The sequence below is a fragment of the Burkholderia cepacia genome (genome assembly GCF_001718835.1).
In the GTDB taxonomy this organism is placed as follows: domain Bacteria; phylum Pseudomonadota; class Gammaproteobacteria; order Burkholderiales; family Burkholderiaceae; genus Burkholderia; species Burkholderia cepacia_F.
Genome location: NZ_CP013442.1, coordinates 509,605 through 535,521 on the forward strand (window position 1 = coordinate 509,605; position 25,917 = coordinate 535,521).

The following is a 25,917-nucleotide window of genomic DNA, read 5'->3' on the forward strand; positions in this document are numbered from 1 at the left end:
CGGCGCGGCAGATTCGTTCCCGATGGTAGTCATCGCCGACATTGCAAACAATGACAAATCGAGTCTACGATCCTGATCGGAAATGCCATATTCGGAGGGTCCGTGGTGGAACGGCACATGATCGCGCCGGGCTTCGTCGACGACGCGCTCGCGTGCCTGCGCCAGCAAGGTGTCGACGTGCAGCCGCTGCTGCGCGCGGCCGGGCTGCCGGCCGAGGTGGACAGCCCGGTCACGATCCAGCAGTACGGCCGGCTGTGGCTCGCGATTGCCGCCACGCTCGACGACGAATTCTTCGGGCTCGCCGCGCGCCCGATGCGGCGCGGCAGTTTCACGCTGCTGTGCCACGCGGTGCTGCACGCCGGCACGCTCGACAAGGCGCTGCGGCGCGCGCTGCAGTTCCTGCGCGTGGTGCTGGACGAGCCGCACGGCCGGCTGCAGGTGGCCGGCGGCGAGGCGCGCATCGTGCTCGCCGACGCAGGCGGGCCGCGCCCCGCGTTCGCTTACCGTACGTTCTGGCTGATCCTCCTGGGCGTCGCATGCTGGCTGATCGGCCGGCGCATCCCGCTGCAACGCATCGACTTCGCGTGCCCGAGCCCCGACCAGCGCGGCGACTATCACCAGTTCTTCGGCGTGCCCGTGCATTTCGACCGGCCCGATTGCCGGCTCACGTTCGACGCGGCCTATCTGCGCCTGCCCACGATCCGCTCCGAGCAGGCGCTGAAGACCTTCCTGCGCGGCGCGCCCGGCAACCTGCTCGTGCGCTACCGGCACGATACGGGCTGGGTCGCGAAGATCCGCGCGCACCTGAAGACCATTCCGGCGGCGGATTGGCCGAACTTCGACGCGCTGGCCGCGCGGCTCGACATGCCGCCGGCAACGCTGCGGCGGCGTCTGCGCAGCGAAGGGCAAAGCTTCGCGGCAATCAAGGACGAGTTGCGCGGCGCGCTCGCCCAGTCGCTGTTGCGAGACGGCACGCGCAGCGTGGCCGACATCGCGGTCGAGCTCGGCTTCACCGAGCCGAGCGCGTTTCATCGCGCGTTCCGAAAATGGACCGGGCAGTCGCCCGGCGGGTTTCGGTCGGATCATGCGGGCTTGCGTCGCTCGTCCGGTTCGCCGCGCGAGCGGATTGCAGACGATTGAGGTACCTTGCGCGCGTGCCAGCCGAAGCCGAAAGCGCTTGCTTACGCGTCGCGCGCCAATCCATCACGACAACAACGGCCATGTCCTATACCAACGCATTCGTCCATCCGTCCGCCGGCCCCATCGGCCGCCTCGCCAACCGGCTCGTCGCGAGCCGCCCGCTGCTGCGCACGCGCCGCGCGCTGCTGTCGCGGCTGCCGTTCCTGCAACTCGCGAGCGAAGTCGAGAACGTCGTGTATTGCACCTGGCTCGTCGATGTCGCCGCCGTCGCGCACCTGGTGCCGCGCGGCGTCGGGCTGGCCGCGCGCGACGGCAAGACGCCGTTCACGATCCTGACTTACGCGCACCGCCATTTCGGCCCGCGCGCCGCCGGCCCGCTACGACGCGTGTTCCCGTCGCCGCTGCAAAGCAACTGGCGGCTTTACGTCGATACGCTTGCGGGACGGAAGCCTGTCGAACCGACGGTGCTGTTCGTGAAGAACGTGTTCGATCATCCGCTCTATGCGCTCGGCAGCCGGCTCTTCAGCGACGCGCTGCCGTCGCATCTCGCGCAACGCTTCGAGCACACGGCGCGCGACGGACGATTCAGCACGCTGCTCGCGGGCGGCGACGGCAGCGCGCCGGATTTTCGGTGCGTCGCCGAGACGACGTCCGAACGCGCGCTGCCCGCCGAACTCGCGTCGTTCTTCGATTCATGGCGCAGCGCGGTGACGTTCCTGTGCCTGCAGCATGGTGCGGTTGCGCACGTCGAGGATTGCAATGGCCTCGCGCATGCGCGCATCGACCTGCCGATCGACATCGATGCCGTCGAGCCGCTCAGGACGGTGGAGCCGGTCGGTCATGGCGAGTTCCTGCAGCGGATCGGCGCGGTCGGCACGCCGTTCTGTTTTGTCGTTCCTGGCGTTGCGTTTCGTGTGTTGTCGGAGCGGTTGCTTTAGCGTGTTGATGCATTGCCGCGTGTGCCAAAACCGCCTGCTCGGGTCGCGTGCGCCGTCGGCTTGGTTCGCTCGGGTTTTCGGGTGCGACAGGCTTCGCAACCGTCGCATCAGGACCACAGCCTTGACCTCAAGCGGACACTCACTCGTTATCGAGTTCCTTGATTTTTCCGTTCAATGTTTCACGCTCACGGTCGGACAGAATGGGTAATTCCAGCCAGCTTTGATATAGCGGCGCAAGCCAGCAGCAGTATCCCGAATCCGGCCGCCAAGCCTCCAACCGCTCAAAATGCTGGTGAATATCCAGCGCGTTGGCCCGTTGCGTGACGGATACCCAGGCAAGCGCTCTGATTGCCGCTATCGTCGCCCAATCGCTGGGTCCGAGCAAAGCGCTATATAGCAGGCTTCGGCGAAGCGATCCCTCCCAATCGATGCCATGCTGCGCGATGATCTGCATGGCAACCATTTGCACCCGTGTCAACCAGGTGAGCGCGGAGAGCGATTGTGCGCAGCCGTCCGGTATGGTCGGCGGATGCACGATGCACGCGAATACCTGAAGTACTTCGTCCTCGTTGAGCGCATCAGCAACGTGACTCGCCCGCGCCCAATTTTTTGGTGGTGAATACGCTTCGAGCGCCAGGGCCGATACCGTCTCCAGGATATACACCGGAGGGGGCGGCAATGCGGGAGTCCCTTGATCGACTTCGTAGCGCCAAAGTGGATACTCGACCGGCTCGACCGATTGGCGCGGGTCGGGGGATGGAATGTTCTCCGCAAGGATGCTGATATCGCACTCCGCTCGACCATGAGACGCCAGCTCCAGTCGGAACGCCAACGCATTGCTGGGCGCTTCCAGAGACGAGACCCGTAGACTGATGTTCCCGCCCGGATCAATAGGCTTGCCTGCTTGAATGAACTGATCACGAAGTTGTCGAAGCACGTTCGCGCTAGCATCCTGCGGTTCCGGTAGTGCTCCGCGTGTTCGAAGCCACAGGCTCTTGGCACGCTCGTTACCCTCGCGGGCCAGACCGATGACTTGCTCCAGGCGGGCGTCGTCCGCAGCCTCTTTCCACTGGCAATAGAAGAGTGACGGCTGCGCCCAGGCATGCCCCGGCTCTCGTCGCAATGCATCCTCGTACCAACCACGCGCGGCGGCCCACCCTTCGCAGTCCAGCCAAGTATCGGCGGCTTCGAGATATGCGCTGATATCGTCAGGGCGCATGTCGATGGCTTTGCGAAAAGCATGCTCGGCATCATCCGGGCAAGACATTTGTCGCAGAACCAGACCACGCGCGACGGCGGTGAACCAATCTTGAATCTCGGGCAGCGGGCCAGCCAAACGGAGCGCCTCCTCGAATTCTCCAGCGCGGCGCAAGAGTCCAAGACGCAGCATCGGCCACTGTTGACTGAACTCGTCCGACGTCACGACCCGTGCGGACAAGGCTGCCCACCGTCGAGCGTCACGCAACTGACGTGCTCCGGACATTGAAGCTTCGGGGAAGCGCGAAATGACGCTACCGAACAAACGGAGCTGCAGGTTTGAAGGGAGGGACTCCAGTGCGCCGGCAGGTTCAAGCCATTCGAGTGCCCAAGTGTTCAAGTAATCCGTCGACGGGAGGGCAGTCTGCGCCTGCAGTAGGCGATCGACGGCATCAGGCAGTCGTCCTTGCCACGCCCAGAACAATGCCCGAAGCGCTTCGGTCGACGCATAGTGGTGCTCGGATTCCGGCAGCAAAACTTCATCCACTCGACCGCCAGCGCGCTCTGCATAGCGCCTGGCAAGATCCAGCCAATCCTGACGCCCAGGATCATAAGTGAGCAGATTGGCCAAATGCTCGGCACCATGCGCGAGGTTCTCGCCAGATTCGAATTCGGCATAAGCGATAAATGCCTCGAACTCGGCGGTACCGGTGCGAAGTTCAAGCGCGCCATCTGACGCGGTTGCCGGTGCCGGGGCTTTCGATCCTTTGCGGGAAAAACGTTTCCACCAAGACATGTCTTAGTTTTTCAATCCTAAAAAATAGCGCGACCATAATGCTTCGAATGTTTCCAACGAAATCTCTTTCGCCTCGAACTCCGGGTCAGCGTTTATCTCGACCAACGAGGGTACTGGCACTGTTCCAAGCTCCGTACCGAGCGATGACCTTGTTTCGTTGGCAAATCCCACTCGCCCATCGCGGAAGAATTCGAGCTTGCGGACCTCATAACGGGCGTGGTCAAGCGCGGAAACCAGGCGGATCGGCTCCGTTTCAAAGGCATGCTTCCACAGGGCGTCGATTGCCATGATTTCAATTGTCATCGATGTCTTTCCATGCGCATCAAAGAATGCTGCTTTGCGTACTCGACTGAGGGCAGTCGACGATTCATTCGCGGAGCATTCGTGACCTTGGCCTAGTAGCCAAGACCGACGCATCCCGCACGCTCTGTCATGTAGAACGTCAGGACCAGTTCCTTCAAGGGATACTTGCTCGATGTGACCTGATAACGCGCGTTCGGGGTTTCCAGGTCCATGCCGGCATTGCCGGCATCGGATCCCGCGGACAGTGCGATCAGCCTTACATTGGAAATGTCCCCGACGAGCGCTCGCATGTTTTCAAGACCTGCAAGCGGCGCCCTATCGTCGTCGGCACCGCAAACGACACGTTTCCATTTGCTGTCGTCGCCAGCTTGATAAGCAGATATTGCCGTTTTCGAAATATGCGCTACCTGCCCTGCGCCGACAGGGGTTGTCGGTGAAGCCACACTACAGCCGGAAATCAACCCTGTCAGACATGTAGACACGACACGCACACGCGTAAACTTCCACCCCATATTCATCCTTTTTTTCATGCCACCAAATTCTTCCTGCCGTTGGAGTCAGCAACAACGATGTGCGGCAATACTGCTGCCTGACGTCGACTAAAGTTGTAACACGGTACGCGGTTTCAACTGATCTTGTGTCGCAACGAACGGTGGCCGAGGCCAATTCTACGGGGAGAACCGCACGGCTGCGATGACGGCGAGATAGCGGGCTGAGCCCGGCGTGGTGTCCGTCATACAGGAGATCTACGAGGCGCATGTTGCGAAACCTTGACCACGCTACTGCACTTCTCCTGCAAGCCCAAACCGCAACGCATCTCGACTCTCTGAACGAAATGGGCCTACGCGTGAGAACGAGATCCTAGAAGTTGCGCGCCAAGCCGACCATGAACATGTCCTGGTCCTTGTTGTTGCCGGTTGCGACACGATTGAAGCGCAAGCTCGCTGCCCAATCGTTCGTGACCTGATAGGTCACCTGCGCGCTGAGCAAGGCATTGAGTCTCGTTTTGCTCGAGACCTCGTCACGATCATGCGAGAGATACGGGCCTACACCTGCCGAAAGCGTCCATTTGATCTTGATCGGCGCGACGTACCAGAATTGCGCCGCCACACCTCGTCGGCCGGCGACGCCGTTGTTGCCTTCGTAGACGAAGCTCGCCGAATAGGCCCACGCATTGCCGAGCGGCCGCTTGACTTCGACCATATACCCCTTTTCGATCGGCACTTGGGGACGGTTCGTCTGCGACGTCCCGGCCCAAACGCCAACCTGCGTCTTGCCGTCCGAAAACGCCGGGCCAGGATCGCCGCCAAAATCCAAGCCGATGCCGAAGAGCACCGCGTCGGAATTGAATCCGTCGATCATCTGGATGTGGTTGTACTGCACCTTGAGGAAGAAGCGGTTGGGAACGACGTAATACCGCACCGCCGCTGAGGCACGCACGCCCCAGCGCTTTTCGTTGCGCGGCTGGCTGTCGACATGCGTCGTGTCCATGCTGAAATACGGCCCGGCCGACAATTCGAGCGCCAGGCGAGCGCCGACCGGCCAACGAAACGAACCCAGGGCGGCGAAGCCGTCACGGTGGTGATCGCTGGGATGCCCCTCGTTCACATACGCGAGGTAGACCGAAAGGTAGTCATTCAGGACGTCGCCGAAGCCGACTTCGTAGGCACGCCAACGCATATCGCCACCCTCGGTCGCGCGTCCGTCGCCATACACCGCATAGACGTCGATCGTTCTTTCCGATGGCTTGAACCCGGTCGGCACGCTCGAAGGACTGTCCTCGGCGTGCGCGAGGCCGGCCAGACTTGCCAGACCGGCGATCGAGCTTGTGAGGACGAAGCGCGAATAGATGCGACGGCACTGTCCCATTTGGACACCCCTCACCTTGGTAACCGCGACATCTTGGACAAGTTGATGGCGATTATAGGTGGCCTCAGGTTATAGGGGCAATCCACACTGACCCGCCTGATTTCTTCGGGCCGTTTCAATCTTGGGGAACGGCCGCCCTGACCGCCTCATGTGACCGCTCCAATCGTTGCTCGACGTGCGCTGACATCCCGATGGAGATCACTGCCTCGTCCGATACCTATCCGCCCCGATCGCTGATTCAGCATCGACGTCGCTGGTTGCCAGCATGTAGATACCCAACAGCCCGAAGCTAACCGGGACATCGAAATTTCGCGATGCGCCCATCGCCTCCAATGGAGGAATTCGATTGCAGGAATCTCGATCGCGGCCATGACGCACTCTCGGTTTCCCTATGCCGCTCGTTTGATTGCAAACATGCGTTCGAGCACATCGTCCAGACTGCCAAGAATCTCGAATGCCCCCTTCGAAAGCACGCGCTGATTCGGTCGTTCGGCCTTGAACCCTTGCGCATTCGCCCGCGTATGACGCGCAATCCCATAGTTCGTAAGGTCTGGCAGCCGGCAGCCAGGCTCCGCACCAAACCAACGGTACTCCTTGATTTCGAGACCATCGGTGACTGCGAGCCAAACGACGCAACCACTTGGCGCTTGCGATAGCCGCTGGTTGACGGTGACGTTTCCGCGCGAGCCATCGAGCAGCGACGCTTTGAACTGGACGTGGCGCATCAACTCGCCGCAGCACATCACCAGGTCATAGCCGCTTGCGTCGAACTCCGCACGAAGCACCTCAACGTCGGTTACTCCGAGTTGCCAGAGGCGGCGCATTACCTCGCCTACGAAAATGTGCTCCACGATTCGCTCCCGGAGCACCGAATGCGTCGCATGCTTCACCCGCACGCCGTCATCGCTTACCTGTTCCACGTCCCCGATTCCCCGGTTTTCCTTGCTCTATAGCGATTCGACAGCCGTGCGAATCGCGCTCAGTTCCGTCGTGGCGAGCGTGGCAATGCCACGCACACCTTCGAGGCCTGCGCCCTCGTCCGATACAGCGCGGTCGCGCGCGGCCCGACTGTCGCCTTAATCGTTATGCCCGACTTGACGAAGCGCTGCCGACCGCCAAGCGTCGCCAGCACACCGCCCGAGTACCCGAACACAGGTGCTTTCGCGGTCGGGATTCGGACATGCTCCTGCAGCGTCTCACCGTCCGGCACGAACCCCGATACCAGCAGCAAATCGATCACAGCGGCCATCGCCTGTTGGCTCTTGGTCATGTCCGTTTTCCTAGTCCTTAATGCAGGATTGAGACGATCAGTGCCAACACGGACACCGCGAGCGCCACGATGGTCATGAGCAGCATCGAAGTATTGGTCATTCTCGCGTAGTAGAAGTTACGCATCTCCCTCACTCTGTTGTCCATCTGTTCGAGATCCACTTTGCCACCCTCGGGATTCGAATACATGCTGGAATATGCGGCCTGAATCTTTGCCTCAATGGCTTCGTGAAGTTCACGATTCCAGCCGTCAGTCCAGTCGACAAACCAGCGCGCTAGCTTTTTCTTGTCCATGCTGCTGTCTCTTCCCGTTTTCCGATCAATAGTCCACGAGCGGCTGCCCTACTCAGATTGCGGGCAGGTCTGGCTGGATTAGGAACGCTGCAGGATCATTACCGAGCCACGCTGGTTGCCGACCACGGCCGGACCAGGTTCTACCTGTGGTCGGGTCGCGGTACTTCGGAGCCGTCGACATGCGCCTCGAGTTGCGCTTATGCGCTTTCTCTTGCAGATCCAAAACGCTGATATCGAGCTCCTTCATCAGTTCCTCGATCTGTCCGATCGCCCCTTCACGTTCGGCTTCGCGTGCGGCGTTGATTTGTGCATCCCGTGCCTCTCGTTGCGCAACTAGGGCTACCACTGGTTGAACTTCACTCTTTGAACTAGGCGATCCGGCCGCGTCTATAGCCGCGACTCCACTGCTCATTGGAGTTTGGACCTGCAGTTCGCTCGAGTTGGAACGATCTGTGATCCGGTTCACTCAACGCTGGCCTATCCCCCGCGTAGGAGCGCGCTGCACCGAAGCGACGGTCCCTGGTTGACCCTTGCTGTGGGTCATTCGATGGCCGGCAGCGCAATGTCCGCTCTTGGCACAACTAGACGTTGCGCCATTGGATGATCGGGCGACCGCTCATGCAACGGTATGGTCCGCTGAAGGCCGGGCAAATTCAATAATTTAGTGTTGATTTAGCCGAGCTGCTCAACTCCATGAAGCGAAGCGTCCGGAAACAGTCTGGCCTCGATCACGGCGGCGCGTGCCACCGCAACGTCCGCGGCGAACAGCACGACTGCTAGGTCCTTCACCGCACGCGAGCAGCAGACATAAAATAGTCGCCTCGTCCGGTCGAGCACCGACTCCTTCCCCTCAGCAATATTCGCTTCGTCAGTGCCGGACAGGGGCGTATAGCCGAGATATTTGCCGTAGGAGTATTGGTTGTAAGAGGCCTCCTCGTCGTCAAGTACCACGAGCACGCGCTCAAACTGCGCGCCCTTGACGCCATGATGGGTCGCGAATGGCGACTCTTCGAGGATATATCTACGATGCGCCCAGAGTTCGCCGACGTTGCATTCAAGAAACGCGGCAACGTTGCCAAATCCTGCCGACCCGTCATCGACCGGGTCATCCATGAGGTGTGCGGCGAAGCGGTCGTCGAGCGCCACCAGCTCGGTGTTCCGGACGTGCCGAAGGACGTCGCGGGCCGTCGCCACTGATCCGTCGGCCAGCAGCGCGGCCAGTTGCTCGATTGCGTGCTGAAGGGCGGCGAGGACAGGAGCCACTGCCTGCCCGCGCAACCGCTCTGGTTCCAGGCAGGGACTGTCTGCGCGGAGGATCGAAATGACCGTGAACTGGTCATTTGCACGCGATGCGACGATCAGCGGCAGCAGTTGCTGCACGAACGGCCGAAGCGGCCAGGCTGACCCGTCGGAAATGCCTTCACTCAGGCTCTGCGGTGCACGATCGTTTAGCGCCGAATAAAGCGCAGCAAAACCGAGCCGCCTGGCAGCCATACGATGCACAAGTACCAGCAACCGGACATCGCCGTCGCGCATGTCGCTGGTCCACAGATCGTCGCCGGTCTGCGCGGCCAGCCATGCCCGTACTGCACCGAGACGTGCAGTCCTATGATCATCGCTTGGCAGGATGAATACGTTGACAGTGCCGACCGCGGGCTGCTCCTGCCCATCGACGGTCACAGTGCGTCCACGGGTTTGGACGAGACCGTCGCCCGTCGCACGCACCGCGTTGACCACGCTCAGGACCGAGGTCGGGCAGCGAAAGTTCTCCGGCTTGGTTATCTCGGCCCAGCCGGGTAGCGGCTCGATTGCACCGGCTCCGTGTCCGTAGATCTTCTGCATCGGATCGCCGAAAAAACCGACGCAGAGGGGCTGCTCGCCGGCGATCTGCCGAAGCGCTTCGATAACAACAGGCTGTGTGTCCTGACTCTCGTCAACGAAAATATAGGGAAACCGCCGCGCCACGATTTCGCGTAGCAAGGGGTGGTTCTCGATGCAGGCCGGGGTCAACTTGAGGATGTCGTCATGGCCGAGAATACCTTCGGAGTAACGGCTGCCCGTTCCGTAGGTAAACTTCTCGACCCGACCGACCGCATCGAGCTCGGCTTCGAGGCCGGCCATCTCTTGCTCGAGCTTCATTTTAGTCGCGGCCCGGGTGCCGGGCTTGTTGTAATGTGCACGCTTCTCGGCGATCTTCTCCTCAATACGGCCGATGACCCAGGCAGCGATGTCTGACTGGAACGCGCGAACGACCGACCACAGGAAGCTGTGGATGGTCGAGATATGAAATAGCGGGGTTATGCCTACGTCGGCGGATATCTCGCCGACCGCAACTTCCGTATAAGTGATGCAGGCGATCTGCTGGCCCGCGCGCCGCAGCGCCTTTCCGCGCGTCTCGCCAAGATGCGCGAGCGCTTTGATCAGCGATGTAGTCTTTCCCGACCCTGCGCCTGCCACCATCACGAACGAGCGCGGTGGCACCTGAGCGAGACAGTCGCGAACATCGATGTCGGCCTGAGTGTCCGGGCTGCCGATGCGGCTCGTCATGCTACCACCACGACGTTGACCGGATCACCAGCCGCCTGCCCCTCCTGACCGCCGTCATCAGGTTCGACCGATGGGGCGATCTCGCCCTCGAGCCAGCGCAGCCCTTCGGCGATATAGGTCGGTACCGACCATTGCGTCGGGTCCTCGGCCAACAGAGCTAGGGCGAAATCGGTCTTGCTGAAGCTCTTCGCCTGGACCCGCCGATGAATGCGACGGGTTAGCTCAGTCAGATCCTTGTTGTCGGGTCTGGCGATGCGAAGCTGCAGAGGCTGGCGCGCGATATCCTGGCACCAGGCGAGGTTCTCGAGTGCGAATGCCTCTTCGAGCGTGCGACCGGCCAAAGCTTGTGTCTCACCTGCCCAGGTCACATTGGTGCGGCATTGATACGCTACGCGCACGATAGCCTCCCTGTCCTCGCTCCGTGCCTGTGTCTTCTGGTCGTCTGTTGCCTCCCAAAGCATGGCCACCGTGCCGCATTTCGGCAACCATTGCAGCAGGGTCTGGTTCGAGGTCACAGCGCCGGGATGACCCGCGATGCATACCTTACCGGGCCTCCCTTCTACACCGGCCCCGGCTTCAGCCGCCTCATCGTCATCTTCCTCCTCGGGCTCAGCCCCCTCTTCGCCCGCCTCCGCCGGTGCCACCGCGTCCGCGCCGTTCTCTTCGGCGTCAGCAGCGGGCGCCAGTGGTCCGAAGACGCTGTCCAGGTCCGTGATGATGAGTGCCGTGAGCCCGAGGAACTCGATCAGTGCCTTAAAGCGATAGCCGAAGGCGCCGCCGATCTCGAGAACAGTGAGATATGTCGACTGCAGACGCGGCGCCGAATTGGCGATCATCTGCGGCAGCAGCAGCCGTTCGACATTGCCTTCCACGAGCACCGCGCCGTCTGCGAAGAACAGATCGCAGTGGGTAAGCTTGAGATAGCGCTCGAGGAATGTCCGGAGATCGTGGTCGGTAGCGTCGTAGAACACCGACATGTTCAGCACGGCCGAGGTCGAGACATGCTCGGCGCGGCTGCGGCGAAAGTAGCGAATTGGCCGGAAACCGCGTTCGTACAGAATATGGGTTGAATGGGTCGTGACGACGACCTGGCTTGTATAGTGTGTTCGATCCTCCGCGCCCAAGGCGAGGATGGACATCACCTTGCGGATGAAGGCCTGCTGAAGCTGGGCGTGCAGATGGGCTTCAGGCTCCTCGATGAAGATAAGGTGCACAGGCGGCCTGTTATCCTCGATCGCAAGCCATTGGGCATGAAGGTCAAGGAGCTCGACCACCATGAAGATCAGGTTTTTGAAGCCGAGACCGTTGTAGCTGTCGGGCAGCGTCGGTGGCTCTGGTGCGCCGTCGTCCGGGCCGAGCGCATAATGTACCCGCGCGCCGTGCGGACTGCTCATGATGGATGCGGGATCGAGCGCCGAACGGATCACGAGCCGCGGATTGCTGAGACCGGGATAACCGAGTTGCGCCAGACGCTGCAGGGTCGGCTCGAACACCCGCTCGAGATGCTCGTTCAGCGAGACCTCAGACTCGGCGAGCGCCCGCAGCGCCGCAAGATCCTCGCTCTTTTGCTCGAGGTTGCGGTCGTAGAAGCGGCTCAGGACGCGCGAGAGGGTCTCGGCCCGCGCACTGCCCGGCGCGTCAGCAAGATGCCGCTGCGCATGCAGGAAGTCGATGCGCAGCAGGCCATTGAGAATGTCGCGCCCGCTGCGATCACGCCCGGTCAGGGGCATTGGGCCATAATCCTGCTGCGCGACCATGTTCGCGTCGAACCGAGTGGGGTCGAGCACGTAGTGGCGAAGCTCATATTCGTCGTTCAACCGGTCGCGCAGATAGTCCTGCAAATTGCGCGGCGAGGGATCAAATTCCAGGCCCTCTCCACCAGCAACAGCATCAAGTGCGCGTCGCCGCGCCTCGGCGTACCGCGTGCGGGTCGCCTCGGAATCGATGGGTGCGAATACCACCCTCATCCCCACCAGCGAACCTTCCCATGTCAGGCTGGGCAGCAGATCAACCACCCGGTGGATGTCGTCAGCATTGATCTCCAGCCAGATATCGGCCTCGATCGTCGGCAGGACCGCATTGGCATCGCCCTCGCCGTACGCTACGATCTGCTGCCACTGATCGGCGCTGAAATCATGGACGCTGAACTTTCCCCGCTCAGTGAAGAGCTGGAGCGCATGGCCGACAGAAGTCTTTCCGCTGTTGTTCGCGCCGACAAAAATCGAGATGTCCGAAGCGAGATCAATTACGACGTTGCGCAGGCGCCGAAAATTACGTAAGGCTAGCTTCTTTAGGTGCATCCTACCCCCCGGTGATCAGGCACGGCTTTTCATCTTACGTGAATGGGCCCCATGTTATCTGTGAAAGCGTGAATTTGCGAGCAAGCGCGCATCCGCTTTTCAAGCGCCGTCTCGGGCAAATGGACGTCTGCCATCAGGCCTCCTCGAAAGCCGAGGCGATTCAGATTGGCCGCTTACGCCCCTATGCGTTTTGGTGCAAAGCGACCAGTTTCAGACCACCAGCCCAACTGCGCGGCTGGCTGCTATCGCGCCATGAAGAGTCACAACAAGGAACGGCCCTACAACTGTCAGCCCTTTGCGACTGAGCGATAAAATTTCGGCGAAAAGTCTCCCCGAAGACCGCCGGAAAGTTGGCTTTGAAGGATTGCCCGCATGTTTTACCTTAAGGTTCCTATCTGGAGGAATGGGAGGGTGCGTTTCCTTCTGCTTGTGCGTCTGCCTGGGCCACTGACAACATGACGGCAGCCGCACTCATAAGCTTTCCGTCATCTTTTAGTTTCGTCAGAATTGCTATGGAGCGTTCGCGAAAATTGTGTCGGTCGTCCGATGTGGTGCTTGTCCTGCTAAGCATGAAGTACGCCCCAGCCAACAGCGTCTGAACGAACGCGTTCTCCGGATCACGCTTCGCTATAGGCTCAAGGATTTCGGCACCCGTCCGCGCTTCCGACGCGGCACCCGCGAAATTCTGCCGAGCCATGAAAAAACCTGCGCGCATCTCATGGCTTTGTGCCAAATCCACCTGCCAGGCCACATTCGCCACATCGTCGTGGGTGAGCGCTTCGTCGATCTCGATGGCCTTCTGGGATTCTGCTAGCGCGCCAGGCAGGTCGTTCAGACCCATTAGTGCCGCGCTCAAAAACAAATGACCCGAAGCGAGCTCCGACTGCCACATCTTGTTTTTTGGGTCATTCTGAGCAAGCTCAGTGAGCTGTTCAATGCCTAGCCGCGCCTCGTTCACTGCTCCTGACGAGTCTTTCAGCATGACTGACCACGCAGCGATGTTCGCGTGCGTAGCGGCCACGGACCGCTGCAAATAGCGATGGTCAGGTTCGCGACTGGATAGTGACTTTGCGAGCGTCTGCGCCTGACGCTCTTCAGCAAGCGCTGCCGCATAGTTACCGCGCGCCGCGAGCGCATCTGCATGATGTAAATGCGCGAACAGGGCAAGTTTCTGCCAGTCGACATTGTTCGGATCACGCTGCGCCCGCGTCTGGGCAACGTTCAGTGCAATCTGATATTCCGCAAGAGAACCTTCGTAATCCCCTGTTGTTAGAAGCACGTTACCGAGGCTGACATGAGTCGAATACCGCGCTTCGTCCGCCGTAATTGTCACGAGCGATAGGTTGTGCGGTTTCGCCGCGTCGGACAGACCGCGTCGATCGAGCGCCTTGAGCAGCGCGGCGGCTTGATGATACGAAGACATTGCATCGGTTACGCCACCTTGCGTGATGAGGCTGTCGCCTATCCGTATGTGGGCGAATATGAGATCCAGTTGCAGGCCGACGTCACCAGGCTCACGACGAGCCAACGGCTCGATGATCGCCATCATCTGCCGGAATTGCACCAATGAATCCGCGACATTTCCTTCCAACTCAAGGGCCACGCCGATCGAGTCATGCGCAATCGCGAGGTCGCGTTGCCAGTCTTTGTTGCCCGGATCCCGTTGAACCAGTTTCTCAAACAAAGCAAGCGCCTGCCTGAAGTGTGTGAGCGCGCCACCGAGGTCTCCTTGCTTTCGAATTTCCACGCCCATCCTGTCGTGGGTCACAGCGAGAGCGCGTTGCAAAGCGGCACTGTCGGGTGACAACGCAAGTTTGCGTTCGAGCACAGCGCGCGCCTGATCGAAAGTCGCCAGCGCCTGACGGGTCTGCCCGAGCGTGTCCTGCAAATCGCCGATGAAGATCAGGGTTTCCGGGTCGTCCGGTACGTACTCGGCCGCACGTTGGTAAGCCCCGAGTGCGCCTTCGGTATCGGAAAAAAACGCCAGAGCGCCCTGCTGCCGAGCCAGCTCGGCGGCCTGATGCCGCGCGTCCGCCGTCGAAACGGTGCTTTCCTCTGCGCGCTTCGCAACGGCGATCTCTCGATCGTGCAACAACGCGACTGACGGCGTCAAATTCCCCGCTTTCAAGGCTGCCAGCGACTGTTTCGCAGCAGGTGCGGTGGCAGGTGTCTGCGCCATCGCCCGGATGGACGCCACAGCATTCCTGAGTTCAGCAAGCATTCGCGCTTCGATTCGCATCCGCGACTTCAGCGTTGCAAGCACTGCCGCATCCATGGTGCTGACATTGATCGTATTGTGACTGCCAATGACATTGGCTGCGACGCCACTTCCTGAGGCCGACGCGGACTGATGCTCGTTGGACGCACGCGACACAGTCTGTCCGGACGTTGAGCCTGACACGGCGCTCGCGACGACCAGCACGATCGTGCTCATCAGCAGGCGCCTGCGGATCCGTTGCATCATTGCTTGTTCCCCACATGATTCTGCGCACCAACGTTATTTGCGGCGACACCGCCGTGCGCCGTAGCAGTCTGGGTAATCGACTGAGGCTGTTGCGGCGGCTGAGGCGCGGGCGGTACCAATGAAGCAGGTGGTGTGGATCGAGTCCCGGGCGTCGGCGGCTGACGGAGCACGCCCGTCGTCGCGAGCAAGCCGATTGCGGCAACGATGCCAGCGCCGATGAATTTCAATACGGTCCGATTGTCCTTGCGCTTAAGCCAGCCCCACAGTCCTCGATGCTCGACCACTTTTCCCGGCGCAGCTTTCCGTGTTTCTGGCCGAATACGTACGCCCATAGCAGCCCCCGCCACGCGTTGCCAACGTTTCATTTGTAGATAAAGCGGTCGGCATGCGCAAAAAGAAAAAAAGATCCGGATCGCTTGAGAACGAAAGCATTCGCCACACGATTTGCAAACGATAAATCGGTAGCTTTACTTCTGGCTTAGGCTTAATCATGCGGCCACAGGTTTGCGGGGCCGAGGTCACAGTGGCCCGACGCATTACAGTGCAAAGAGCTTTCGGCTGTGCAATCACATGCGGACATGTCGAGCGTCGTATGTGATATCGACAGCAGAGAGTCGTAAGGCTTTTGCGGCTCAAACTGAGCCGGACCCAGCCGGCCGCCAGTCGTATGACACGCGACCGGCTCGGATCGACCCACTCCTGCCATTGGACATGTGGCCGGGTGAGTGGCGGGTTTCGAATACAGCGGCCATCTCGGACCTTGCATCGTGGCCGCGACTGAGCCTCACACAGCTTCCTTACTTCAACGCATCGAAACATCCTTCCACGCGCTACCAACCGCTTCCAATAAGCGAAAATTGTCCGCCCACATTTCACCGCGTCCAACAAGAACAATCCCAAAGTTCAACCACTCCGCCTCAAGCGGAATAATCGTATCGATGTTGTAGCGAGTCCAGCCAATTGAACCGCGGATTGGTCTGCCGCTCATGTTATCGAAGAACACGCTATACCCATCGCTATTATCGGCGCGCAGCCACATCCCTGCCCATTGCTGGACGCGCTTTGTGCTGATTTCGCACTCGAGCCGGATCATCTTTCCGGCAAGACGGCGCGCAGGAATCCTCTGCATCAGGGAACCGAACTCGTCACTGCCCGCCAAAGGATTTTGAAAGTGAACACAGTTGCCGGCCCCTCCACGCCGCTCGACTACCTGCGCCTTGAATGCTGTGGACACTCCATCGACATACCCTGCACTATCGAACCATCCACTAGGCCAGGTGCCTGGATCAGTCTCTTCAAAGCCCAGATTTGTAGGGCGAGATACCGCCACAAAGGCATACTGTGTTTCATCGAGAGCTTCCGCCGTCGAGGGACTTCGCGGAGGTAGTCCGAACTTGCGCTCTCGGCCGGAGATTCTGTGCGAGAGGCCTAAGACGACCACCAGCACGACCACCGCAAACAAAAGTAGTGCGATCGCAAGACCCAGCTGCCCCCAAACTCCCCCCGCCGTCACAGCGAGCACGGCAATTGCAAGCGGGAAGACAAAGTACGGGTAGTCCTTCAACGCTTCAATTGCGCGAGTAAGCACGCCGTCAGTCGAACGGCCTCGCCCCTCCGATTCGCTGCCTTGCATAGAATACCTCCGCAATGCCTCGCTCGTTGCATTGCTGCCGTTGCATTGCTGCCACCACGATCGCTATCGCGTTGCCGCGCCGCATGTAACCATTTAGTATTCGCCGGGCAGAAACCGGGTAGCGCGGCGCAATTTCAAGTCTAATACGCGATTCACATGATCGGCGGGCGAAAATCCGCCGTCTCGGGAAGCGGACGCTCGAACGTCTGCATCGCCGCACAGGTGAATGTCAGCAACTGGCCGACTGTCGACGTAGACATCCAGTTGCAGCCAGCGCGGGGCGGGGCTTCCGCGCCTCCCCCCAAAAAATTCGGCCCACTGCAGATCTACCGACTATCCAGCGTGCCTTGTCCTCGTGAATCGTACGTGTTGCACAAACGCGCGATGCCGTAGCCTCTGCGGAAAGCGGCGGTTCTGGGAAATTTCTTGCAGTATGCCGGCTATCTCGTCGTCAACGGCCAAGCCTTGCTCCAGCCAACCGATCGCGAGGTCACACCAATATGGAGTTGACCATCGTAGTCCAGCGACAGCGACGTCGCGCGCGGAATCGATGTTCGAAGCGAAAGCCGTCAAGGGGTGTTCAAGTGGTTTGACTATTGAGGGCGATTTCATCTCGGATCTTGTTCAGCTTGGTAGGGGACGTCGCGTGCAAGGTGAGTATGATCGATTGTCATCCGTGTAGGCGCCCACGTCGACCGACAGCTTCTGGCCGGTTTACGACGATCTTGCCGGTCGAGTCCACTATGTCACGTGCGCTTGACGGTTTCGATGGGTATTCGACCCACAAGATGAGTAGGTTGAAACGGTATGTCCTTCCGCTCTAGCGCATTGGTCATGGTCGAACTGCGCGCTGAATTGTCCTGAATTTGAGTCAATGTTTTGAAAAGCAGCTCTTGATCGTGGCCAGTTTCTAACACATGGTTGCTTGCGTTCGTGGCAACCTATGTCCACTGCGTTTTACCTTGCCCCAATGGTCGCTTACTGGGCCGAGCCGACGTCAGATCTTCCGAGCCACGCGACGGGCGAATGGCGCCTCATGGCCGACACCTGAAGCTCGCCTCCTGATCGGTGACGAGAGTCAGCCCGGCAATGCACCCAAGACACCTGTTGCGTAACAATTACACAGGTTTACGTTTTCCTCGGAAAAAATCGGTGCAGCCGAACACCGCGCCGAAGACATTCCCGCCAATCAATGCCTAGCAAGGCTCAGCAGGGAATCGCGCTTCAACAAAAGTTGTGTCTAGCGGCGGGACTGCGTCAACTCAAGTTGTAACCCGATACGCGGTTTCAACTCATGTGGTGTCGCAATGGTCGATCGGCGTGGCCTCCCGGGCGTGCGGCCGCCGGCGCTGGCCCCAGTTCACCGCGCCGATCTTGCCGCTCGTGGATTTGCCGTAAACCCAGACCTGGCAAGGCGCGATGTCCGGCGCCCGCGTGCTGCAGGGGGCCGGGGAGAAGCGAGCGCTCGATCGACACAACTTTAGTTGGAATTTAGACACAACTTTAGATGCGTGAGCGGCCGCGCGCGTCAGCAATGCCCGTCCGTGACCCCCATCACACATGACGATTGCATTTTCACAATTAATGTGATTTTATTATCATCCATGCACGGACCACCCTTCCCCGGCATCCGCCCCAAATCATTCCAAGGAAAACAACGCATGGAGACAATCGCCGTCATCGGCAGCAACATGGTCGACCTCGTGACGTACGTCACACGCATGCCCATGCGCGGCGAAACGCTCGAAGCACCCGGCTTCGAGCTCGGCTGCGGCGGCAAGGGGGCGAACCAGGCGGTCGCCGCCGCCCGCCTCGGCGCGCGCGTCGTGATGGTCACGAAGGTCGGCGACGACGTGTTCGCCGACAACACGATCCGCAACTTCGCGCGCGAAGGCATCGACACCACGCACGTGCGCAAGGTCGCCGGCGTGCCGAGCGGCGTCGCGCCGATCTTCGTCGAACCCGATTCGAGCAACAGCATCCTGATCGTCAAGGGCGCCAACCGCCACCTGACGCCGGCCGACATCGACGCGGCCGCGCCGCAGCTCGCCGCATGCGCCCTGATCGTGCTGCAGCTCGAGATCGAGCTCGACACCGTCTATCACGCGATCGAATTCGGCGCGCGCCACGGCATTCCGGTGCTGCTGAACCCCGCGCCCGCAGTCGCCGATCTCGATTTCGAGCGGATCCGCACCGTCGAATTCTTCGTGCCGAACGAAACCGAGCTCGCGATCGTGTCGGGCATGCCGGTCGATTCGCCCGAAACCGCCGCGCGCGCCGCCGCGTCGCTCGTCGAGCGCGGGCTCAGGCAGGTGATCGTCACGCTCGGCGACAAGGGCTCGCTGCTGGTCTCGCGCGACGGCGTGCGGCACGTGCCCGGCGTGCCGGTCGATGCGCGTGACACCACGGGCGCCGGCGACGCGTATATCGGCTGTTTCGCGCGCTACTACGTCGAATCGCGCGATGCCGCCGCCGCGATGCGTTACGCGTCCGCGTACGCCGCGCATTCGGTCACGGGCCTCGGCACGCAGAAGTCGTACGCCGACGCCGTCACCTTCGAGCGTTTCATGCGCGACGCCGGACTCTGACGGCCACAATGCGACGTCCAAAGACGAGACAACCAGGAAGGAGACATCCATGCGCCGAGCCAGAATCGAACACACCCCCGACGGTTATTACCTGAACCGCACGCCGCTCTTCGCGTTCACGCTGCTGTGCTGCCTGTTCGCGCTGTGGGGCACCGCGGCGAACCTGAACGACGTGCTGATCGCGCAGTTCAAGAAGTCGTTCTTCCTGTCCGATTTCGAATCGGCGTTCGTGCAGTCCGCGTTCTATCTCGGCTACTTCTTCCTCGCGATTCCGGCCGCGACCGTCGTGAAGAAGTTCAGCTACAAGACGACGATCCTGGTCGGCCTGCTGCTCTACACGACCGGCTGCCTGCTGTTCTTCCCCGCCGCGTCGATGGCGAAGTACGGAATGTTCCTCGTCGCGCTGTTCGTGATCGCGGCGGGCCTGTCGTTCCTCGAAACCGCGTCGAACTCGTATTCGACGCTGATGGGCCCGCGCGAAACCAGCACGCGGCGGCTGAACATCTCGCAGACGTTCTATCCGTTCGGCGCGATGGCCGGCGTCTACATGGGCAGCTTCCTGATCTTCAAGGAAGGCGACGCGTCGCACGCGCAGCTTGCCGCGATGTCGGCGGCCGACGCCCACGTGCACCAGCTCGCGATGATCCAGGCCACGCTCGAGCCGTACAAGTGGCTGATCGTCGTGCTCGCGGCCGTGTTCATCGTGTTCGCGCTCACCCCTTACCCGGCCTGCAAGGGCAACGGCCCCGGCGCGGCCACGCACCGGATCGACGCGCGCGGCACGCTCGCGCGCCTGTTCGGCAACCGGCGCTTCGTCGCGGGCGTCGTCGCGCAGTTCCTGTACGTCGGTGCGCAGGTGGGCGTGTGGAGCTTCACGATCCGGCTCGCGATGCAGATCGGCGGCCTCACCGAGCGCGGCGCGTCGCACTACCTGCTCGCGACCTTCTTCGCGTTCTTCGTCGGCAAGCTGGTCGCCACGCTCGTGATGAAGCGCGTCGGCCCTGCCAAGGTGCTGATCGTCTACGGCATCCTGTGCATCGCGCTGCTCGCGTACACGATCAGCGTGCACAACATCACGGCCGTCTATGCGGCCGTGGGCGTGAGCGTGTTCCTCGGCCCGTGCTGGCCGACCATCTACGGCCTCACGATCGACGGGCTCGGCAAGGACACCGAATACGGCGGCTCGATCCTCGTGATGAGCATCGTCGGCGGCGCGGTCGTGCCGCTGATCCAGGGGCTGATCTCCGACCACACGGGCGGCAACATGCAGCTCGCGTTCGTCGTGCCGCTCGCCTGCTTCGTCGTGATCGTCTACTACGGCTTCTACTGCCTGCGCCACCTGCCGGCCGCGACGCCCGACGCGGCACCGGCCGGGCATGCGAACGCGCGCTACACCGCCACGCGCAACACGTCGGGAGCATGAGCATGCGAGGCGAAATCGAACTGCGGCGCGACGACTTCCGCGAAGCGCCGCGCGTGCAGTACCGGACCGGCGGGCTCACGAGCTACCTGAGCGCCGCAGAAGCGCGCACCCGGACGGCCGCGCCGCATGCGTGACGTCGCAAGCCGTGCGTCAGGTCACGAGCGCGATCCCGTGTTCGCGGATCGTCGTTTCGTAGCGGCCGCTCAGCTGCCCGTCCGAGATCACGTAGTTGAAGTCGGTCAGCTCGGCGAAATAGGCCGCGCGCACTTCGTCGAACTTCGTGTGGTCGACGAGCAGGAAGCGGTTCTGCGCGCGTTCCATCACCTTCTTCTTCGCGTCGACTTCGTGGAAGTTGAAACAGGTCACGCCGCAGCGGTCGCTCACGCCGGCCGCGGAGATGAACGCCTTCGACACGCGTACGGTGTCGAGGATGCCCGTCTCGGCCACCGACTCGAACACCATGTTCTTGCGATGGTACGCACCGCCGCACAGGATCACGCTGCAATGCGGCTTCTGCTGCAGCTTCGCGAATACGTTCAGCGAATTGCAGACGGCGGTGAATTCGAGGTCGTCCGGAATGAAGTCGACGACGAACGGCGTGGTCGAGCCGCAATCGACGAAGATCGTGTCGCCGGTCGTCACGAACTGCGCGGCCAGCCTGCCGATGCGGCGCTTCTCCTCGGTCTGCCGGTTGTTCTCGGCGCTGACCACGTACTCGCCGATGTCGCTGCGCTGCGCGGCGAAGTGGCGGGTCACGTAGCCGCCGATCAGGCTGAGGCCGTGCGGGTTGTCCGCGAGATCGCGGCGGATCGTCATCTCCGATACGCCGAACAGCTCGGCGACTTCCTTCAGATGAATCGCATTCTGCCCTTGCAGCACGTTCATCAGTGTCTTGATTCGTTCGCCCTTCTTCGTTTCCATGCTCGTGCCCTGCTTGCCAGCCGCTCGTCGGGCCGGACGCCAGCGCCCGGCCGGAATGTCGTATTTGTAACAAACCGATGTGAAAACATCAACTTTTCGTGCGGCGGCACCGTCGCACGGCTCAGTGGAGTCTGAAACATGCCGCTTTCCAACGCCCAACTCGCTCAAACCATCGATCACACGCTGCTCGCGCCCGACGCGAGCGACGCGCAGATCCGCGATCTCTGCCGCCAGGCGGCCGAACATCGCTTTTACTCGGTCTGCGTGAATTCGGCGAACGTGCCGCTCGCGGCCCGCGCGCTCGCCGGCACGGGCGTCAACGTGTGCGCGGTCGTCGGCTTCCCGCTCGGCGCGGGCCTCTCTGCCGCGAAAGCGTTCGAAGCGTCGGCCGCGATCGCGGCGGGCGCCGGCGAGATCGACATGGTGATCAACATCGGCGCGCTGAAGAGCGGCCGCCTCGCCGACGTGACGGCGGATATCGCCGCCGTGCAGGCCGCGTGCGGCCCGGTGCCGCTCAAGGTGATCCTCGAAACGGGGCTGCTGACCGACGACGAGAAGGTGCGCGTGTGCAAGATGTGCCGCGATCTCGGCGTCGCGTTCGTGAAGACGTCGACCGGGTTCGGCCACGGCGGCGCGACGCTCGCGGATGTCGCGCTGATGCGCCGCACGGTCGGCCCCGTACTCGGCGTGAAGGCATCGGGCGGCGTGCGCGACCGCGCGGCCGCGCTGGCGATGATCGAGGCCGGCGCGACGCGGCTCGGCACGAGTTCGGGCGTCGCGCTCGTGACCGATGCAAGCGCGAGCGACGGGGCTTATTGATTCGATTCGCCGGGCGCGGAGGCTCGGGAATGGCGGTGTGTTCGCTGCGCGCTCGACGAAGCGCGCAGCGGCACTCGGCATCAGATAAACGAGACGACGAGCGGATCACCCCACATGCTGCACGCGGACGAGCCCCTCCGCCTCGGCGGCATCGAACCGCCCCGCATGATCGAGCACGAACTGCCCGGCAATCCGCCCCGACCGCGCACCGCGTTCCAGCGCCCACTGCAGCGCGGGTTCGCGCGCCGCGCGAATCTGCGCCGCGTCGAACCCGGCTTCGCCGAGGCGGCTTTCGACGACGGCCAGGTACGCATCCTGCGTGAACCCGTAGAACGTCACCCAGATCCCGAAGCGCTCGGACAACGAAATCCGCTCCTCGACCGCGTCGCCCGGATGCAGCTCGCCGTTCTCCGCGCGCGACACGTTCGCGTTGTCGCTCGCGTGCTCCGGCATCAGGTGGCGGCGATTCGACGTCGCGTACACCAGCACGTTCGACAGGTCGCTCGCGATGGAGCCGTCGAGCACCGTCTTCAGCGCCTTGTAACCGGTCTCGCCGGCCTCGAACGACAGGTCGTCGCAGAACACGATGTACCGCTCGGGCCGCGCACGCACCAGCTCGACGATCGCCGGCAGATCGCTCAGCCGTTCCTTGCCGACCTCGATCAGCCGCAGCCCGTGCGGCGCGAACGCGTGCAGGCACGCTTTCACGATCGACGACTTCCCGGTGCCGCGTGCGCCGGTCAACAGCACGTGATTGGCCGCGAACCCGCGCACGAACTGCCGCGTGTTCCGTTCGACGATCGCCACCTGGCGCTCGACGTTGCGCAGCGCATCGAACGCAATCAGCGCCGGCGACGGGATCGGTTCAAGCGGCGCGGCGCCCTGAGGATTGTCGAAACCGCGCCAGCGGAACGCGACGGCCGCGTCGAAATCGACGTCGATCGGACGCGCGGTGCGAGTCATCGCCTCGAGCGCGGTCGCGATCCGTTCGAGCTTGTGCGCGAGGCCGAACATGAAGCCTTCGGGAGACGGAATCGGTTCCGGCATCCGCGGATCGGCGCTCATTGCCGTGCTCCTCGCGATTGACGCAACTGCGCCTGGAAGCGTTGCGCGACTGCGCGGTGACGAAACAGCGTGATCTTGTTCATAACGTGCGACGGATTAATATCGTTGTAGTCAGCTGACGTGAATCGAAGCGTCATCGTGCCTGCCCAGCCAACTGCCTGTCTCACGCCAAAATGTCAGGACTTGTCGCCAATCGGCCAACCCAGCCCGTGCGCGAGGATGCGCACCTGCGCTACGAATCGACGCCGATGCCCGTGTCGGCGATGGCCGCGTCATATCCTCACGGCACCTGGATCGCGCCGCATCGCCATCGCCGCGCGCAACTGCTGTATGCGATCGAGGGCGTGATGCACGTGCAGTCCGAAGGCGCGTCGTGGGTCGTGCCGCCCACGCGCGGCGTGTGGCTCGAAGCCGGCCTCGACCACACGGTGCAGATGAGCGGCGACGTGCAGATGCGCACGGTGTTCGTCGAACCGGGCACGGTCGAGCACCTGCCCGCGCGCAGTTGCGTGGTGGAAGTGCATCCGCTGCTGCGCGAGCTGATCCTCGCCGCGGTCGACGTGCCGCTCGACTACGCGCCGGGCTCGCGCCACGATCACCTGATGCACCTGCTGCTCGCCGAGGTGACGGTCGCGCCGCTGCTGCCGCTGTACCTGCCGTGGCCGCACGACGCACGGCTGCGGACGATCTGCGACACGCTCGTCGCCGCGCCCGACGATCCGCGCACGATCGCCGAATGGGCCGGCATCGCCGGCATTTCCGTCAGGACGCTGCATCGCGCGTTCCGGCGCGAGACGGGGCTCAGCTTCCGCCGCTGGCGGGAGCAGGCGCGGCTGCTGCTCGCGCTCAAGCGCCTCGCGCACGGCGAGAAGGTGCTGACCGTCGCGATGGATCACGGCTACAGCAGCCAGAGCGCGTTCTCGGCGATGTTCAAGCGGCATTTCGGCGTATCGCCGTCGGCGTTTTACGCGTAGGCCGTGCGGCACAATCACGCGGCGGCGCTATCTCGCCGCGAGCGCGGCGATGAACAAGCCGCATGCCGCCGTCGACGCCACCGTGCGCGCGTGATTCCAGACCGTCCAGTCGCGCAGGTAGCGCGCCCAGAACGCGGCCCCTTCCGCGCTGGACGCATCGGTCGCCGAAAGCGCATCGTTGAGCGGCACGTTGAAGACCATCGTGACGACGAACATGCCGATCACATAGATCGCGCCGCCCGCGACGATCCATATCGCGCCGGGTTCGCTCCGGTTAAGCAGCGCGAGGATCGCCAGCGCCAGCGACGCCAGCGTCGTGCCGAGAAAGACCGGCATGAACAGCGAACGCACGATGTCGACGTTGATCGCGTTCATCGCGGCCATGCCGGCATGCGGCGCGATCCGTCCGAGCGACGTCATCACGAACGTCGAGAACGCGAAGTACACCCCGGCCATCAAGCCGCAGCCGATCGCGGAAAACCACAGCAGGACCAGCGTGACGAGCGCGCGCATGGGTCAGGCACTCCACACGCCGGTCGCGGCCGTCGCGCGCCACGCGCCCGTTTTGCCTGAATTGCCGACGATGAGGACAGGAAGCGTTGCCATGTGCGTCTCCATTCTGAAAGCGAGAATGTCTCGCGTTTTGAAAACACGATAGACTCTCGCATTAGCAACGTCAAGTTTTTCCGGAGGCACAATGGCAACGCGAACGGCAACGCGAAAATCGGAGCAGACCGGCAGCGACGACGTCGCGAGCGTTCCCGGCCGCGCGCGGCTGGTACCGACGCAGCAACGCAGCCGCGAGCGGTTCGAGCGCATTCTTGCGAGCGCGTCGGAGGTGATGATCGAGAAAGGCTGCGACGCGTTCCGGATGAGCGACATCGTCGAGCGCACGGGCATCTCGTTCGGTTCGCTGTACCAGTACTTCCCGGACAAGGCGGCCGTGATCGGCACGCTCGCGGAGCGCTACAACGAAGCCGGGCACGACTGCGTGCGGCGCGACCTGTCCCGGATGAAGCGGGTCGAGGACCTGCACGCCACGCTCGCCCGCATCACGGACAGCTACTACCGGATGTTCGTCGACGAGCCGCTGATGCGCGATATCTGGCGGGCCACGCAGGCCGACCGCGCGCTGCAGGCGCTCGACCGGGCGGACGGCGCGTTTCTGGCGGGGTTGCTGACGGAGCGGCTGCGGGGGATCGCACCCGACGCGCGCGATGCGCAGTTGTCCGCGTTCTCGGAATTGACGATGGTGTTGATCGCCGCGGCGGTGCGACATGCGATCGGGTTGCCGCCGAAGGCGGCAAGGCAGAGGCTGGCGATGTTCAAGCGGACGTTGCCGGTGGATCTGGCGGTGCTTGAAGCGTAGAGGTCATT

Annotated in this window: 23 protein-coding genes; 8 read left to right on the forward strand and 15 right to left on the reverse strand. The window is 62.2% G+C overall.

All coding sequences use genetic code 11. The annotated features are described in order from the left end of the window. Positions 1-117 precede the first annotated feature (117 nt). Together WT26_RS01985 and WT26_RS01990 are read left to right on the forward strand one after the other, a co-directional pair. On the forward strand, positions 118-1,140 hold the full coding sequence (locus WT26_RS01985; protein ID WP_069272063.1) for an AraC family transcriptional regulator: 1,023 nt from the start codon (positions 118-120) through the stop codon (positions 1,138-1,140). 80 nt (positions 1,141-1,220) lie between these two features. Next, positions 1,221-2,078, forward strand: a complete 858-nt coding sequence (locus tag WT26_RS01990) for a DUF2071 domain-containing protein (RefSeq protein ID WP_069272064.1) — start codon at positions 1,221-1,223, stop codon at positions 2,076-2,078. A 139-nt stretch (positions 2,079-2,217) separates the two neighbouring features. Here WT26_RS01990 and WT26_RS01995 read toward each other — a convergent pair whose 3' ends face one another. The 12 genes from WT26_RS01995 to WT26_RS37025 all read right to left on the reverse strand — a co-directional run bounded on the left by WT26_RS01995 (position 2,218) and on the right by WT26_RS37025 (position 16,750). Then, complete coding sequence (locus WT26_RS01995; RefSeq protein WP_155123032.1) at positions 2,218-4,071, reverse strand: hypothetical protein; 1,854 nt, start codon at positions 4,069-4,071, stop codon at positions 2,218-2,220. A 3-nt stretch (positions 4,072-4,074) separates the two neighbouring features. Then, the gene (locus WT26_RS02005; protein WP_196222123.1) at positions 4,075-4,374 is read right to left on the reverse strand and encodes a DUF6881 domain-containing protein; all 300 of its coding nucleotides are present in this window, start codon (positions 4,372-4,374) and stop codon (positions 4,075-4,077) included. 92 nt (positions 4,375-4,466) lie between these two features. Beyond that, positions 4,467-4,904, reverse strand: coding sequence for a hypothetical protein (locus WT26_RS37020; protein ID WP_143135623.1), 438 nt, complete (start codon positions 4,902-4,904; stop codon positions 4,467-4,469). 331 nt (positions 4,905-5,235) lie between these two features. Beyond that, complete coding sequence (locus WT26_RS02015) at positions 5,236-6,243, reverse strand: hypothetical protein (RefSeq protein WP_069269590.1); 1,008 nt, start codon at positions 6,241-6,243, stop codon at positions 5,236-5,238. A gap of 389 nt (positions 6,244-6,632) precedes the next feature. Beyond that, on the reverse strand, positions 6,633-7,163 hold the full coding sequence (locus WT26_RS02020; RefSeq protein ID WP_059855351.1) for a hypothetical protein: 531 nt from the start codon (positions 7,161-7,163) through the stop codon (positions 6,633-6,635). Positions 7,164-7,222: 59 nt separating this feature from the next. After that, entirely contained in the window at positions 7,223-7,513 is a 291-nt protein-coding gene (locus WT26_RS02025) for a hypothetical protein (RefSeq protein ID WP_069269591.1), read from the reverse strand. A gap of 17 nt (positions 7,514-7,530) precedes the next feature. Next, positions 7,531-7,806 carry a hypothetical protein gene (locus WT26_RS02030; protein ID WP_059855347.1) on the reverse strand — a complete coding sequence of 92 codons (276 nt, stop codon included), beginning with the start codon at positions 7,804-7,806 and terminating at the stop codon, positions 7,531-7,533. A 52-nt stretch (positions 7,807-7,858) separates the two neighbouring features. Then, entirely contained in the window at positions 7,859-8,218 is a 360-nt protein-coding gene (locus tag WT26_RS35085; protein ID WP_080485599.1) for an H-NS histone family protein, read from the reverse strand. 260 nt (positions 8,219-8,478) lie between these two features. After that, a complete protein-coding gene (locus WT26_RS02035) occupies positions 8,479-10,353 on the reverse strand; it encodes a UvrD-helicase domain-containing protein (RefSeq protein ID WP_069269592.1) in 1,875 nt (624 codons plus the stop codon). Then, entirely contained in the window at positions 10,350-12,653 is a 2,304-nt protein-coding gene (locus WT26_RS02040) for an ATP-dependent nuclease (RefSeq protein WP_069269593.1), read from the reverse strand. The genes WT26_RS02035 and WT26_RS02040 overlap by 4 nt, the downstream gene beginning before the upstream one ends. 391 nt (positions 12,654-13,044) lie before the next feature. Further along, complete coding sequence (locus WT26_RS02045; protein WP_155123033.1) at positions 13,045-15,087, reverse strand: hypothetical protein; 2,043 nt, start codon at positions 15,085-15,087, stop codon at positions 13,045-13,047. An 832-nt stretch (positions 15,088-15,919) separates the two neighbouring features. Further along, positions 15,920-16,750 carry a hypothetical protein gene (locus WT26_RS37025; protein ID WP_155123034.1) on the reverse strand — a complete coding sequence of 277 codons (831 nt, stop codon included), beginning with the start codon at positions 16,748-16,750 and terminating at the stop codon, positions 15,920-15,922. A gap of 1,661 nt (positions 16,751-18,411) precedes the next feature. On the opposite strand from WT26_RS37025, the gene rbsK reads away from it, so the two are divergent. Genes rbsK through WT26_RS38790 form a run of 3 tightly spaced genes read left to right on the forward strand, consistent with a single transcriptional unit; the run spans position 18,412 to position 20,895 of the window. Further along, positions 18,412-19,338 carry a ribokinase gene (rbsK, locus tag WT26_RS02055; protein ID WP_069272066.1) on the forward strand — a complete coding sequence of 309 codons (927 nt, stop codon included), beginning with the start codon at positions 18,412-18,414 and terminating at the stop codon, positions 19,336-19,338. Positions 19,339-19,387: 49 nt separating this feature from the next. Next, positions 19,388-20,761 (forward strand): L-fucose:H+ symporter permease, encoded by a 1,374-nt coding sequence (gene fucP / locus WT26_RS02060; RefSeq protein ID WP_069272067.1) that lies wholly within the window; start codon positions 19,388-19,390, stop codon positions 20,759-20,761. A gap of 2 nt (positions 20,762-20,763) precedes the next feature. Next, the gene (locus WT26_RS38790) at positions 20,764-20,895 is read left to right on the forward strand and encodes a hypothetical protein (RefSeq protein ID WP_257786176.1); all 132 of its coding nucleotides are present in this window, start codon (positions 20,764-20,766) and stop codon (positions 20,893-20,895) included. Positions 20,896-20,911: 16 nt separating this feature from the next. Here WT26_RS38790 and deoR read toward each other — a convergent pair whose 3' ends face one another. Beyond that, positions 20,912-21,682 carry a DNA-binding transcriptional repressor DeoR gene (deoR, locus tag WT26_RS02065; protein ID WP_059524735.1) on the reverse strand — a complete coding sequence of 257 codons (771 nt, stop codon included), beginning with the start codon at positions 21,680-21,682 and terminating at the stop codon, positions 20,912-20,914. Between the two features lie 138 nt (positions 21,683-21,820). Between deoR and deoC the strand changes: the two genes are divergently transcribed. Further along, entirely contained in the window at positions 21,821-22,501 is a 681-nt protein-coding gene (deoC, locus tag WT26_RS02070) for a deoxyribose-phosphate aldolase (RefSeq protein ID WP_069272068.1), read from the forward strand. A 105-nt stretch (positions 22,502-22,606) separates the two neighbouring features. On the opposite strand, the gene WT26_RS02075 is transcribed toward deoC, so the two are convergent. Continuing rightward, on the reverse strand, positions 22,607-23,566 hold the full coding sequence (locus WT26_RS02075) for an ATP-binding protein (protein WP_081333698.1): 960 nt from the start codon (positions 23,564-23,566) through the stop codon (positions 22,607-22,609). A gap of 173 nt (positions 23,567-23,739) precedes the next feature. Between WT26_RS02075 and WT26_RS02080 the strand changes: the two genes are divergently transcribed. Beyond that, entirely contained in the window at positions 23,740-24,540 is an 801-nt protein-coding gene (locus tag WT26_RS02080; protein WP_069272069.1) for an AraC family transcriptional regulator, read from the forward strand. A 27-nt stretch (positions 24,541-24,567) separates the two neighbouring features. Here WT26_RS02080 and WT26_RS02085 read toward each other — a convergent pair whose 3' ends face one another. Further along, complete coding sequence (locus WT26_RS02085; RefSeq protein ID WP_069272070.1) at positions 24,568-25,053, reverse strand: DUF1772 domain-containing protein; 486 nt, start codon at positions 25,051-25,053, stop codon at positions 24,568-24,570. Between the two features lie 184 nt (positions 25,054-25,237). On the opposite strand from WT26_RS02085, the gene WT26_RS02090 reads away from it, so the two are divergent. Continuing rightward, entirely contained in the window at positions 25,238-25,909 is a 672-nt protein-coding gene (locus WT26_RS02090; RefSeq protein WP_069272071.1) for a TetR/AcrR family transcriptional regulator, read from the forward strand. Positions 25,910-25,917 lie beyond the last annotated feature (8 nt).